Origin of the sequence: Sodalis sp. RH15, from assembly GCF_047324255.1 — a bacterium.
GTDB lineage: Bacteria > Pseudomonadota > Gammaproteobacteria > Enterobacterales > Enterobacteriaceae > Acerihabitans > Acerihabitans ligni.
Window position 1 is genome coordinate 797,698 of sequence record NZ_CP178738.1, and the last position, 12,701, is coordinate 810,398.

The window sequence follows — 12,701 nt, forward strand, 5'->3', positions numbered from 1 at the left end:
CAAATGCTTCCTTTGCTAAGAATCACCAACGTTCGTCTGCCCCAGCGTGAAGGCCTCTGGCAGATTGATATCGAACAAGAGCGGTTTCGCCAGATAAGCGCCGGCGGAACCGCCGGGCAAGCCCCCGCCGGGACCCTGGATGCCATGGGCGGACTGGCGGTGCCGCCCTTTGTCGAACCCCATATCCATCTGGATACCACCCAGACCGCGGGCTCCCCCCGCTGGAATCAATCCGGCACGCTGTTTGAAGGCATTGAGCGCTGGGCAGAGCGCAAAGCGCAGCTCACCCATGAGGATGTCAAACAGCGCGCCTGGCAAACGCTGAAATGGCAAATCGCCAACGGTATCCAATATGTCCGCAGCCATGTGGATGTGTCCGATCCCCATCTGACGGCGCTGAAAGCCATGCTGGAAGTAAAACGGGAGGTGGCCCCCTGGCTTGAGCTGCAGCTGGTGGCATTCCCGCAGGAGGGCATACTCTCTTATCCGCGGGGAGAAGAATTATTGGAAGAGGCGCTGCGTTTGGGCGCCGATGCGGTGGGCGCGATTCCGCATTTCGAATTCACCCGTGAATACGGCGTTGAGTCTTTGCATAAAGCCTTTGCCCTCGCGCTGCGCTATGACCGGCTGGTGGATGTGCACTGCGATGAAATCGACGATGAGCAGTCGCGCTTTGTGGAAACCGTGGCGGCGCTGGCCCTACGCCACCATATCGGCCCTCGGGTTACCGCCAGCCACACCACCGCCATGCACTCCTACAACGGCGCCTATACCGCGCGGCTGTTTCGGCTGCTAAAGCTCTCCGGCATTCATTTCGTGGCCAATCCGCTGGTGAATATCCATTTACAGGGGCGTTTTGATGATTATCCCAAGCGTCGCGGGGTCACCAGGGTCAAAGAGCTGATGGCGGCGGGCATTAATGTCTGCTTTGGCCATGACGACGTGTTCGACCCCTGGTATCCCCTGGGTACCGGCAATATGCTGCAGGTCCTGCATATGGGGCTGCACGTTTGCCAGCTTATGGGATACGAACAAATCAATCAGGGACTGGATTTGATCACGGTGAACAGCGCGCGAACCATGAACCTTGGCGATTATGGCATTGCCGTCGGACATGGCGCCAACCTGGTGATTCTGCCGGCGGAAAATGGCTTTGATGCCGTAAGACGTCAGGTTCCGCCCCGTTACGTTATCCGCCGCGGACGGATAATCGCCCAGACCGAGCCGGCACAATCCACCCTGTTTCTCGCAGATTCACCGGAAATCGTCGATTTCAAGCGTTAACTTCATCCAATTGCCGTTTCACGGCGTTGCCGATGGTTTTAACCGCCTGTTCGATGGCGGGGGTAAGGGCAAGCGCGTAGCTCAGGCGCATGCAGTGGCGGTACTTGCCGGATGCGGAAAAAATCGGCCCTACCGCAATTTGCACCCCCACCTGATCCAATTGGCGGTTCAGGCGCAGCGAATCGAAGTGCTCCGGCATTTCAATCCACAGCAAAAAGCTCCCCTGCGGCCTGCTTACCCGGGTTTCAGGCGGGAAATAGGTCTTGATCCAACCGGTCATGATGTCGCAGTTATGTTGATAGTGGGCACGCATCCGGCGCAAATGCTTCTGATATCCCCCCTGACGCACGAACTCGGCCACCGCCAGTTGCGGTTGCAGCGCGGTAGCGCCGGTACTGATGTATTTCATGTGGGTTGCCTGCTCCATGTACCGGCCGGGGGCAATCCAGCCGATACGCAGGCCGGGCGCCAGGGTTTTGGAAAACGAACTGCATAACAATACCCGGCCGTCTTCATCCAGGGATTTGATGGTCACCGGCCGGGGATAGCGGTAGGCCAGATCGCCATAGACATCGTCTTCGATAATCGGCGTATCGTAGCCTTGCGCCAGCGTCAGCAACGCCTGTTTATGGCTGTCCGGCATGATATATCCCAGGGGATTATTGCAATTGGGCGTTACCTGAATGGCTTTGATCGGCCACTGTTCGAGAGCCAGCTCCAGCGCCTCCAGACTGATGCCGGTCACCGGGTCGGTGGGGATTTCCAACGCCTTGATGCCGAATGCTTTTAAAGTCTGGGTCACGCCATGGAAACTTGGCGAGTCCACCGCCACGATATCGCCGGGCTGGCACAGGGCATGAATGGCAATGGAGAGCGCCTCGTGGCAGCCGGAGGTGATCATGATATCCTCCCATGACAACAGGTTGCCGCTGTCCACCAGGAGGCGGGCGATTTGTTCCCGCAGGGCGGGAGCGCCGCAAATATCGCCATAGGCCATGCCGCGCAAATCCGGCTGCAGCGCGATGCGGCTCAGGGCCTTCATCAACGGCCTCAGGGTCGGCGAGCTGATATCCGGCATGCCGATCCCCAGATGCACCATGCCGTCCTCCGGATCCGCCCGCAGCAGTTTGAGCACCAAATCCCACTGGGAGATCTCGACCGGTCGCTGCGCCGGTCTGCTCATGGCCGGCAGCGCCGCTAATTCATGCTGCTGGCTGACAAAGTAGCCCGATTTCGGCCGCGCCTCGATCAGCTGCCGCTCTTCCAGTACCCGGTACGCCTGCTGAACGGTACTGATGCTCACTTCATGTTCCTGGCTTAAGGTACGCACCGAAGGCAGCCGCTCGCCGCAGGTGTATAAGCCCTGTTCTATGCGCTCGCCGATAATGCCGGCCAATTGATCGTAGCGTGTCATGCTGGTTCCATACAGATATAAGTGTACTTGTGAAAATCAATACAGATTGGCCCGGATAATACCATGACAGAAGATAAAAATGCGTATTGTATGGTAAAAATAATGGCTTTCTGAATCTGTACGGTGAGCGCCGATCCCTTCATCATAGTGGCAACATTTAACAAGGAGCAACCATGATGAAAACCCTGACAAAAACCTTCCAGGCCGTTCCTTTTTCATTACCACATCGCGCCGTGAACCCAATCCCGCAGCCTGATACGCTTTTCCGTCGGTTCATGGCCTGGAACCATCGTCGCCGCAATCGCGCCATTCTGATGCAATTAAACGACGATCAGCTGAAGGATATCGGGCTTTCCCGTGAGGATGTCCTGCATTACGGTGAAAAATAAACGGTTGTTGCCGCCTCATCGACTCCGAGCATGTTTGTCAGCAATCTGCTATCGCGGGCATGCTACTTGGCTCCGTGGCCGTACAGGCGGTGTTTGCTGACGAATCCCAGCAATAGGCAAAGAATGAACACTGCCAGATAGAGGCTGTTGGCGGTGGTCAACGCGGCTTTTGCGCCATATGACGCCACGATGGGCCCGGTGACCACAAACGTCAGCATGGTACCGACGGTGCCGCAGGTGAGGATAAAATTCACCAGTTTGGGCGACGTCACCCGGGTTTGCTGCGAACCCAGCGTAATGAGGGTGGTATAGATGGCGCTGGAGATAAATCCCAGTCCCAGCAGATAATAATGCAGGTGCGCCGGCCGATCGGTGGCGATAAACAGATACATGATGACTGCGGACAGCGCGGCAAGCAGGGTGACCATCCGCTGTAAATCCGTGAAACGCAGTACCGCGCTGAAAACCCACATCCCCAGCATATAGGCAATCCAGAATTGACTTACCAAACCCCCCGTCTGCTGTTGGCTCATGCCGAAGTTCAAGGCGGCGTATTCGGGTACCCAGGCGATAAACCCCAATTGGCCGAGGATATAGCATAACGCGGCGGCGCAGAGCAGCACAACTCCCAGTCCCCATTTCTCCTTTGACGACGGTTGCCCTCGCAGGGAGGCGTCTTGAGCGGCCGGCGCCGGAAACTCGGACAGCAGGGTCAGGATAAATATCGCCACATAGACCAGGCCGATACAGGCATACACCCAATACCAGGTAATATGCCGCGCCAGCATGACGCCGGCCAGCATGGGAAACAGCGTGCCGGCCATGCTGAAAAAGGAGTCGGAGAACAGCAGGCGCGCCCCCCGCTGGCGGCCGTCATAAAGATAGGTGATCAGATAGGTGCCGATGGACATGGTAATCCCGCTCACCACGCCTAATATAAAGATGGAAAATGAGAACAGGGCAATATTCCGGCCGCTCATTAATCCAAGCACCGCCACCGCCATCAGCACGAAACCGGCAATCAACTGCCGTTTCATGGGTATGATGGATATCAGCCAGGCATTGAGAAAAATCGATAACAGAATGCCGGAATTCAAAAAGGTGAAGGTGGAACCCATGCCGGATATCGGCAGATTAAAATAGTCGGCGATGTTGCCTAATACCACGCCGGTGACAATCACTAAGGCGCCGGTTAATCCATAAGAAAGAAAACTAATCCATGTTAGCCGCGAGCGATTGCTATTATTCATTATAAACCTGTGAAAATCATACGATGGATGGCTGGCGCCGGTGGCGCAAAAGAGATTGGTTTCAACCGATATGGCAGCATATCATACCATTACAGCGTTAATTTTGGAGCTAAAAGTCATTTCATCGGGGCGTATCAGCGTTTTTTACAAGAACGCCATGACGAATTTTTATGCCCTGTTACGTAAAAATAGGTAAATGGGTAGCGTTAGGCTGACACCCTCTTTAGAATCTAAGCGCTTCCTGTTGCCCATGTCTTTACAAAGGAACCTTTCATGCTGAAACAAAAACTGGCGACCGCCGCATTATTTTTTTCTCTCGCCGCTTTGTCCTCCTCTGCGCTGGCTGCGCAGAAAGAGACTCATGTACTGCTCACCACTTCCGCAGGGAAAATTGAGCTGGCTCTTGACAGCCAAAAAGCGCCGGTCTCGGTTGGGAATTTTCTCGAATATGTGAAGAGCGGGTTTTATGACAATACTATTTTCCATAGGGTCATCCCCGGCTTTATGCTGCAGGGGGGCGGCTTCAATAAAGATATGACGCAAAAGCCGACCCAGGCGCCGATCAAAAACGAAGCCGATAACGGTTTGCGCAATTTACGCGGCACCGTGGCCATGGCCCGTACCGCCGATAAAGACAGCGCCACCAGCCAATTCTTTATCAATATTGCCGATAACGCTTTTCTCGATCACGGGCAACGTGATTTCGGTTATGCGGTGTTTGGCAAAGTGATCAAAGGCATGGATGTCGCCGACAAAATTGCCCAGGCACCCACTAAAAATATCGGGCCTTATCAGAACGTTCCGACGAAACCCATCGTTATCCTGTCCGCCAAGATTCTGCCCTAACGTCCTTCGTCCCGCCAGGGGGGAACGGTCGCTACGGCCTTTTCCCCCTCATGCCCCTATCCCGTCCCCCTTCCGGCGAATCCGCCATTGCCGGTTATACCCGTCATACTTCAAGTTGCGGGTACGTTGGCAATACTCGGCCCCTTCATGGGCCTCGCCCCTTCGGGGCCGCTGCAAGCAGCGATCAAATCTGCTCCTGGCAGATTTGTCCTCGCTCGCCCCAGTCACTTACTCGAGTAAGTGACTGGGGATAAATGAACCTCATCCCTGAGGTTCACCCTGCGGGCCAGCGCAAACGCTGTTCAAATCTGTTCCTGACAGATTTGTCGCGGCGTCGCCGTCTTCCTGCAGCTCGAATTATTTAGGGTATATACTTTAGGTAATTAACCGGGCCGATCGTTGACAGGGCTTCCCCATGAAAAAAATGACCGACAAGCAAAAAGCGCGATTATATCAGCAACGCCGTAATGAGAATTATAGAGAAAGCCAAAGGCTTCAAGGTTTTTCCGCCGAGCTGATCACCCTGACGCCACAAGAGGCGTTACGGCGAATCGACGAGCTCAGGAGCCATTATGAACGATAAATTCGGCGATGACCGCGATCCCTATTTTTACCCCGGCATCAAGGTGCTGCGCAATAAACTCAATATCCATGAGGCCGCCGGGCTGCTGGAGGCCGAACTGGCCTTGACGTCCCTGCGGGCCGCAACCCTTGAGCTGGGTACCGCCAAATTGGGGCTACCGTGGCTATGCGCCATTCACCATACCTTATTTCAGGATGTATACGATTGGGCCGGACAACTGCGGACGGTGGATATCTATCAAGACGATACGCGTTATTGCCACTTTGATTATCTTGAAAAAGAGGGCAATGCCGTGATGCAGCAACTGGAGGATGAAAATTACCTGCAAGGCCTGTCCAAGGAGGAAATATGCCCTCGTCTGGCTCAATATTATGCGGATATCAATATGCTGCACCCGTTTCGCGAAGGCAACGGCCGTGCGCAGCGGATATTTTTCGAGCAGTTGATGGTGCACGCCGGCTACGATCCCCGTTGGCGAACCGTTGAACGGGACGAATGGCTGGCCGCCAATCGGGCCGGCGCGGTTGGCGAGCTGGAACCGCTCACCGCCCTGTTCATGCGGGTGGTGAATGAGCCGGGAGAAACGGAGTAGCCGCGGCCGGCCCGCTGCATGACGCTACCCCTCAGAGGACGGCGACGCTTTGATGCTGTCGACCCGGTCCGGATAAAATGCGACATGGTTTTTGATGGCCGCCACCGCGTCGTAAGGGTTTTCATAAGACCAGACGGCGTTAACCGATCGCAGGCCGCCGGGAGTAATGCTGTAATAAGAGCAATCTCCTTTGTAAGGGCAATACGTGTGGTGTTCGGTGCGCGTCAACAGGGACATATCGATGTCTTCACGGGGGATATAATACACCGGCGGATAATCCGCCTCCCGCAGCGTTAACGCCTGCCGCGTATCGGCGATGGTTTTGCCGGCAACGGCCACCACAATATGCGAAGGGCTGGCCTCAACGGTAATGGGATGATCGGGGCCGGGAATCTTAACGGGCTTGGTAGTCATGGGACTCTCCTCTGCAAGACTGCATGTTATTGACCCCCATGGGCCTGAAAAACGAGTATGGAGTCGTTATCTCAGGGAGTCAATTTCATTACGGCTGTACGTATTTTAATTCAGCCGTTCCCGCAGGACCGCCTTGCCTAGATAAGCGAATTACGGTTTTCAGCCCAAGTCAGCAGCGCATCCAGCGCCGGACACAACGCTTGGCCCCAAGGCGTCAAACGATAGTCTACCTTGGGCGGGACCTGCTTATAGTCGGTGCGTATCACAATCCCGTCGGCTTCCAGCTGGCGCAATTGCTGGGCCAGCATCTTTTGCGAAATATCGGGGATCAGTTTTTCCAGGTCGGAGTAGCGTTGCACTTGCCCGCCGAACAAATGGAAAAGGATAACCAGTTTCCAGCGGCCTTCCAGCAGGCGAAGCACCGACTCTACGCCGCTGGCGGCGGTCAGGGCGGTATAGGTTTTGTTGGTCATGGGCGCCTTTTTTAAACTTACTTTTTCGTGCGTACTTCCTAAAAAGAGAGCTTAAGGGGAAAATCCGGTAAAGGCAACCACCCGAACGGAGCAATCATGACAATCCTCTTACCTGAACCCATTGCCGGCTATTTCGCCGCGGACAATCAATTTACCCCCCAAAGCCTGGAACGTTTTTTTATGCCGGACGCCATCGTACATGATGAGGGCAAGAGCTATCGCGGCCTGGCGGCCATCACCGAATGGCGGCGTGCGGCCAAAGGAAAATATCAGTACACCGTCGAGCCGCTGCATTTCACGCAGCAGGACCAGGTAATCAGCCTGGTGGCCCGGGTAGCCGGTAATTTTCCCGGCAGCCCGGTTGAATTGACCTACACCTTCGGCCTCAGCGACGGGAAAATCGCCAATCTGGAGATTCGCCTATGATGGCTGAGACTGAATTTTCCGGCCGCCGCGTGCTGGTCACCGGCGGCACCAAAGGCATCGGCAAGGCCGTGGCCGCTCGCCTGCTTGCCGCGGGAGCCAGGGTGCTGATAACCGCGAGAAACCGGCCCGACCCAGTGCCGGAAGGCCAATGGTTCGTGGCGGCGGATATCGCTACACCGGAAGGATGCGCCGCCATAGCGGACGCCGTAACGGCCACGCTGGGCGGTATCGATATTGCGGTCCATGTGGCGGGGGGATCGTCGTCCCCCGGCGGCGGTTTCGCCTCCCTTGGGGAGAAAGAGTGGGCGGCGGAACTCAATCTCAACCTGATGCCGGCGGTGCGCCTGGATCGCGCCTTGCTTCCCGCCATGCTGGCCCAAGGATCCGGCGTTATCATCCATGTCACCTCCATCCAGCGGCAACTGCCGCTGCCTGATTCCACCACCGCCTATGCCGCCGCCAAAGCTGCCCTCAGCACTTACAGTAAAAGCCTGTCGAAGGAGGTCGGCCCGCGGGGCGTTCGCGTGGTGCGGGTGTCGCCGGGCTGGGTGGAAACGGAGGCCGCCGCCGGCATGCTGCGGGGGATCGCCGGGCGGGAAGGCACGGATCTCGACGGCGCCCGCCGGATCCTGATGGATTCCCTGGGGGGTATCCCCCTGGGCCGCCCGGCCCGGCCCGACGAGGTAGCCGAACTGGTGGCCTTTCTGGCGTCCGGACGCGCTTCGGCGATTACCGGCACCGAATACGTCATCGACGGCGGCACCGTGCCGACGGCGTGATATTCCCCGTTTAAGCGGTATAGCCGCCGTCGATGGTGAGCAGCGAGCCGGTAATGAAGCCCGCTTGCGGACCGGCAAGATAGGCCACCAGACTGGCAACCTCCCAATCCTTGCCCATGCGCCCCAGCGCCATCATGGGGCGCAGCATGGCGCGTTGGCTCTCGATATCGTTAATATCGGTTTCGGTGGGACCGGGCTGTACCGCATTCACCGTGATGCCCCGCGGGCCGAGATCCCGCGCGAAGCCGCGCGTCATGGCGCTCACCGCACCCTTGGTCATGGAGTAAATGGAAGCGCCGGGAAAACCGGTGTAGTCGGCCACTACGCTTCCGGTGGTGATAATGCGGCCTCCCGTCGTCATATGCTTAATGGCGGCCTGTACGGCGACAAACACCGCCCGTACGTTAACGTCCACCATTCGGTCAAAATCCTCCAGGGCAAACTCATCCACCTTGCCGTGGATCAAAATACCGGCGTTGTTCACCAGGATATCCAAAACGCCGAACGCGCCGGCGGTTCGGGCTACTGCCCGCCGCACCGCCTCGGCATCCCCACTGTCCGCTTTGATTGCCAATACTTTGCCGCCAAGGGCCTCAACCTCGGCAACCAATGCCAGCGCCCGCTCCTCTGAAGCGGCAAAGGTGAACGCGACGGCGGCGCCGTCGGCGGCCAGTCGGCGGACTATTGCAGCGCCGATGCCGCGCGATCCCCCCGTGACCAGGGCGACTTTACCGAGCAAAATTTTCGTCATGGGGTGTTTCTCCGGTAGGTTCAAATAGTTTTTCTATTCTGGATTAATCAGTCCAAAAAAGGGTAAAAAAAGGATGCCCGTTATTTCAGACTCCGCAGCGCGGTGCGCGTGATGGAGCGCAGCGCTTCCGGGTCGGCCCCTCCGCGCGCCATGACCTTCAGGGCGATAAACGTCGCATTGAGGAATAGAGCCGCTTCCTGCGGTTGCACATCGGCGGCGATCTCCCCCTGTACGATGGCTTGTTTTATCGCGGATTCGAAAATGTGCTGCAAGGCAGCGCCGCTGGCGTCGCCAATGGCGGTAACTTCGCGGTCGCGCCGGCCGAATTCGCACAGGGCGTTTACCCCAAGGCAACCGCTTTCAGAGGAGGCATGGGCGCGCAGGGCAAAGCTCAGCAGGGCCGCCTCAATGCCGGCCAGGGGCGAACCGCCACCCCGCAGGGCCGCCGCGATAGTGCCTATGCTCTCGAAACAATAGCGTTGCAGCGCTTCCAGAAAAAGCCGGCGTTTGTCGCCGAACGTATCGTACATGCTTTGACGGCTGATGCGCATTGCCTGCAACAGCGCCTCGGTGGAGGTGCCTTCATAGCCGTGCTCGGCAAAAACGCGGATTGCGCACGCCAGCGCTGTTTCGCGGTTAAATTCTTTAGGTCTCGCCATACTCAGCAGAGTAATGATAATAGATTAATCTGTCAATAATCAGATTGTGATGTGGGTTTGCCGGCTAAAGTATTGAGAGTCCGATGCCGATAGCTTAGGACAAGGCAGGTGATATCACCGGCACTTTCCAACGGGCAGGATGTTTTGCCGCCACGTTTATATCAATCATATTGGGGGCTTCAATGCAGGTTCCATCTTCCATAGCCGCCGCGCTGTTCAACATCGCCAATGCGGACGCGGCGAGCCAGCGGCAGGCTATGTCGTCCAACGGCGCCGAAGCGTCAAACACGGCGCTGCAGGCGGATGAATCATCCACCAACGTCGTGCTGAGCGCCCAGGGGCAAAACGCCCTCGCCGCCGAGCAGGCCGCCAAGGCAAGCGCCGCCAATGCGGCGTCGTTCGCCAAACTTGGCGGATTCGGGATAAAGGCCTCGACGACGTCCTTCGCCGATGTTTACCAGAGTCAGCTGTTGCAGGCGGTGGATCCCAACGGCAGCGGCACCGTAACCGAGGATTCCCTCGAGCAGCAGGTTACGGCCGGTGGCGGCACTAAGGCCGAAGCCGATACGCTGTATAAGGCCATGGACGAGGACGGCGACGGCAAGGTTTCAGACCAGGAATTCAAGGACAGCATCCCGAGCCCGTTCAATACCCCGGATTTCGGCAAGGAATTCATCGCGCAGCAGATGTCGGGCGGCGGCGATGCGGCGGCAACGCCCAGCCTTGATTCCAGCCTGATTCTCGCCAATCTGGCGATGCAGGAGTCCGGCAAGGCATGAATTGACGGCGATTTCCTCCGCCGTCTCACGAGCTGGAAAGCCTGCTGGCGTTATTCGCGAACTTTATTCACGAATGAAGCGAATGGAATGGCACTACCGGGACATTTGGGAAAGGCCAATACTGAATCCGTAAACCATACAGCAGACGGGGAGCACTCCCCGTCTCTTAACCTTAAGGATTCAAGCATGTCTAAACCACTTAGCAATAAACTCGCCCTGGTCACGGGTTCTTCCCGTGGTATCGGCGCCGCGGTGGCGGCCCGTCTGGCGGCCGACGGCGCATCGGTCATCATTACCTATGCCGCCGGCCGGGAACGCGCCGAGGCGGTGGTTAATGAAATCCGCGCCGCCGGCGGCGAAGCGGAAGCGGTTGGCGCCGATCTCGGCGACCCTAAGGGAATAGCTACCCTCATTGCCGCCGTCGATGGCGCTTTCAGCGGTAAATTCAACGGTCGTCTTGATATCCTGGTGAATAACGCCGGCACGGTGGAGTACGGCCCGTTTCTCGAAACGTCCGACCAAAGCTACGACAATCATTTCAATTTGAATGTCCGTGCGCCCATGGCCTTGGCCAAAGATGCCGGCAGGCGCATGGCGAAAACGGGCTGGGGACGCATCATCAACATCAGCTCGGCGTTTGGCGAAGCCGCGCCGCTGCCCGGCGTGACTCTCTATATCGCCACCAAGTTCGCCCTGTCCGGTTTTACCAAAGGTCTTTCCCGTGAGCTCGGTCCAATGGGCATTACGGTTAACGGCGTCCAGCCCGGTCCCATCGACACCGAGCTGAGTCCGAACCCCGGCACGCCGGAATATGACGCCATGGTCAAGCTCACAAGCGTCGGCCGTTTCGGCAAGGTGAAAGAGATAGCCGCCGCCGTCGCTTATCTGGCTCACCCGGACGCCTCTTATACCAACGGCGAAAATCTTACCGTCGATGGCGGCTGGAACGCCTAGGATGCCGTATCCTTTTCACGGAATTGTTCCACCAGAAAATCCACGAACAGCCGGGCACGGATCGGCAGTTGGCGGCCAAAGGGATGCAGCGCGTGGATAGGGGATACCAGCATGGGAAACCCGGGCAGGACGTGGATCAACGTTCCGGCCGCGATGTCGTCGGCGACCGCGAACCGGGGGATTTGAATAATCCCCATCCCCTCGACGGCGGCCTGGCGAAGCGTGGCGCCGTCGCTGGTATCGAGAGGACCGTCGGGGATGATGGAGGTGCCGCCGGCAAACGCGTAGGGGAAGGGACGTCCCGCAATAAGGAAACGCAGGCAGTCGTGATGTTGCAGATCGTCAAGGGCAAGGGGAGCGCCGCGGCGCTTCAGGTATGCCGGCGACGCGGCCAAAATATGATCGGTATAGCCCAGTAAGCGGGCATTCAGCCCGGAATCCGGCAGGGCGCCGATACGCAAGGCGAGATCAAATCCTTCCCGGATGATATCGACGTTTCGATCGGTGACGTCGAGATCGAATTTAAGGCGTGGATAGAGAAGGACAAATTTCGCCACCCACCGCGCCATCAGCACGCGTCCCACCAAAACCGGCACGCTGATGCGGATAAGGCCCTGCGGTGTCTCGTTGGACTGGACATGATTTTCCGCTTCTTCCATTGCCTGCAGCAAAGGCGCCACCCGTTCATAATAATCCGTGCCTTCCACCGTCAGCCTCAGTGTCCGGGTTGACCGTTGAAATAGCCTCACCCCCAGGCGCCCTTCGAGACGGGCCACGCTTTTGGAGACGGCCGAGGGACTGGCCCCGATAATACGTCCCGCGCTGGCAAAGGAGCCGTTTTGGACCGTGCGGACAAAGGCGACAAGTCCGGTGGTCTTTTCCATGATGGTGGTCATTCAGGAACTTTGCTCACTAATTAAGTCAATTATGAGCAATATACGGCCTTTTATTCCGCTATTCCATTATTTGACTTCAGATATCCGATGCCTGACCTCTGGTTTTGACCTTCTGTCCCAGAATAGGTACGCGCGCCGCGCCAAGGCTCGATTTGCCTCACGCTAAAGCCGGTGAATCCCCCCGCCCGATGTTCGACAGCGGGATATGGAGC

16 protein-coding genes are annotated in these 12,701 nt (G+C 57.4%); 9 read left to right on the forward strand and 7 right to left on the reverse strand.

All coding sequences use genetic code 11. The features are described from left to right. The first annotated feature begins 3 nt into the window (after positions 1-3). Positions 4-1,284 (forward strand): cytosine deaminase, encoded by a 1,281-nt coding sequence (locus ACL2XO_RS03600; protein WP_413742203.1) that lies wholly within the window; start codon positions 4-6, stop codon positions 1,282-1,284. Here the strand turns inward: ACL2XO_RS03600 and ACL2XO_RS03605 are convergent. Further along, a complete protein-coding gene (locus tag ACL2XO_RS03605) occupies positions 1,274-2,698 on the reverse strand; it encodes a PLP-dependent aminotransferase family protein (RefSeq protein WP_132923706.1) in 1,425 nt (474 codons plus the stop codon). The two genes, ACL2XO_RS03600 and ACL2XO_RS03605, sit on opposite strands and share 11 nt — an antisense overlap. Positions 2,699-2,871: 173 nt before the next feature. Here ACL2XO_RS03605 and ACL2XO_RS03610 point away from each other — a divergent pair, with 173 nt between their 5' ends. Further along, positions 2,872-3,087 carry a DUF1127 domain-containing protein gene (locus ACL2XO_RS03610; protein WP_243701472.1) on the forward strand — a complete coding sequence of 72 codons (216 nt, stop codon included), beginning with the start codon at positions 2,872-2,874 and terminating at the stop codon, positions 3,085-3,087. 62 nt (positions 3,088-3,149) lie between these two features. Here ACL2XO_RS03610 and tsgA read toward each other — a convergent pair whose 3' ends face one another. Further along, complete coding sequence (gene tsgA / locus ACL2XO_RS03615; RefSeq protein ID WP_413726447.1) at positions 3,150-4,337, reverse strand: MFS transporter TsgA; 1,188 nt, start codon at positions 4,335-4,337, stop codon at positions 3,150-3,152. A gap of 273 nt (positions 4,338-4,610) precedes the next feature. Between tsgA and ppiA the strand changes: the two genes are divergently transcribed. The 3 genes from ppiA to ACL2XO_RS03630 all read left to right on the forward strand — a co-directional run bounded on the left by ppiA (position 4,611) and on the right by ACL2XO_RS03630 (position 6,358). Further along, the gene (gene ppiA, locus ACL2XO_RS03620; RefSeq protein WP_132923704.1) at positions 4,611-5,183 is read left to right on the forward strand and encodes a peptidylprolyl isomerase A; all 573 of its coding nucleotides are present in this window, start codon (positions 4,611-4,613) and stop codon (positions 5,181-5,183) included. A 415-nt stretch (positions 5,184-5,598) separates the two neighbouring features. After that, a complete protein-coding gene (locus ACL2XO_RS03625; protein ID WP_132923703.1) occupies positions 5,599-5,766 on the forward strand; it encodes a YhfG family protein in 168 nt (55 codons plus the stop codon). Continuing rightward, a complete protein-coding gene (locus tag ACL2XO_RS03630) occupies positions 5,756-6,358 on the forward strand; it encodes a putative adenosine monophosphate-protein transferase Fic (RefSeq protein ID WP_413726448.1) in 603 nt (200 codons plus the stop codon). Before ACL2XO_RS03625 ends, ACL2XO_RS03630 begins: the two co-directional genes overlap by 11 nt. Before the next feature lie 24 nt (positions 6,359-6,382). On the opposite strand, the gene ACL2XO_RS03635 is transcribed toward ACL2XO_RS03630, so the two are convergent. Beyond that, positions 6,383-6,772, reverse strand: coding sequence for a DUF427 domain-containing protein (locus ACL2XO_RS03635; RefSeq protein ID WP_413742204.1), 390 nt, complete (start codon positions 6,770-6,772; stop codon positions 6,383-6,385). Between the two features lie 137 nt (positions 6,773-6,909). Beyond that, positions 6,910-7,245 carry a winged helix-turn-helix transcriptional regulator gene (locus tag ACL2XO_RS03640; RefSeq protein WP_132923700.1) on the reverse strand — a complete coding sequence of 112 codons (336 nt, stop codon included), beginning with the start codon at positions 7,243-7,245 and terminating at the stop codon, positions 6,910-6,912. 96 nt (positions 7,246-7,341) lie between these two features. On the opposite strand from ACL2XO_RS03640, the gene ACL2XO_RS03645 reads away from it, so the two are divergent. Next, positions 7,342-7,671, forward strand: a complete 330-nt coding sequence (locus ACL2XO_RS03645; RefSeq protein ID WP_413726450.1) for a nuclear transport factor 2 family protein — start codon at positions 7,342-7,344, stop codon at positions 7,669-7,671. Continuing rightward, a complete protein-coding gene (locus ACL2XO_RS03650) occupies positions 7,668-8,450 on the forward strand; it encodes an SDR family oxidoreductase (protein WP_203522966.1) in 783 nt (260 codons plus the stop codon). The genes ACL2XO_RS03645 and ACL2XO_RS03650 overlap by 4 nt, the downstream gene beginning before the upstream one ends. 10 nt (positions 8,451-8,460) lie before the next feature. Here the strand turns inward: ACL2XO_RS03650 and ACL2XO_RS03655 are convergent, their stop codons facing one another. After that, positions 8,461-9,201 carry a 3-oxoacyl-ACP reductase family protein gene (locus ACL2XO_RS03655; RefSeq protein WP_132923697.1) on the reverse strand — a complete coding sequence of 247 codons (741 nt, stop codon included), beginning with the start codon at positions 9,199-9,201 and terminating at the stop codon, positions 8,461-8,463. Between the two features lie 80 nt (positions 9,202-9,281). After that, positions 9,282-9,860 (reverse strand): TetR/AcrR family transcriptional regulator, encoded by a 579-nt coding sequence (locus tag ACL2XO_RS03660; protein ID WP_203522965.1) that lies wholly within the window; start codon positions 9,858-9,860, stop codon positions 9,282-9,284. 182 nt (positions 9,861-10,042) lie between these two features. On the opposite strand from ACL2XO_RS03660, the gene ACL2XO_RS03665 reads away from it, so the two are divergent. After that, positions 10,043-10,639, forward strand: coding sequence for an EF-hand domain-containing protein (locus tag ACL2XO_RS03665; protein WP_132923695.1), 597 nt, complete (start codon positions 10,043-10,045; stop codon positions 10,637-10,639). 186 nt (positions 10,640-10,825) lie between these two features. Next, positions 10,826-11,593, forward strand: a complete 768-nt coding sequence (locus ACL2XO_RS03670; RefSeq protein WP_132923694.1) for an SDR family NAD(P)-dependent oxidoreductase — start codon at positions 10,826-10,828, stop codon at positions 11,591-11,593. On the opposite strand, the gene ACL2XO_RS03675 is transcribed toward ACL2XO_RS03670, so the two are convergent. Next, positions 11,590-12,489 (reverse strand): LysR family transcriptional regulator, encoded by a 900-nt coding sequence (locus tag ACL2XO_RS03675; protein ID WP_413742205.1) that lies wholly within the window; start codon positions 12,487-12,489, stop codon positions 11,590-11,592. The genes ACL2XO_RS03670 and ACL2XO_RS03675 overlap by 4 nt on opposite strands. Between the last annotated feature and the right edge of the window lie 212 nt (positions 12,490-12,701).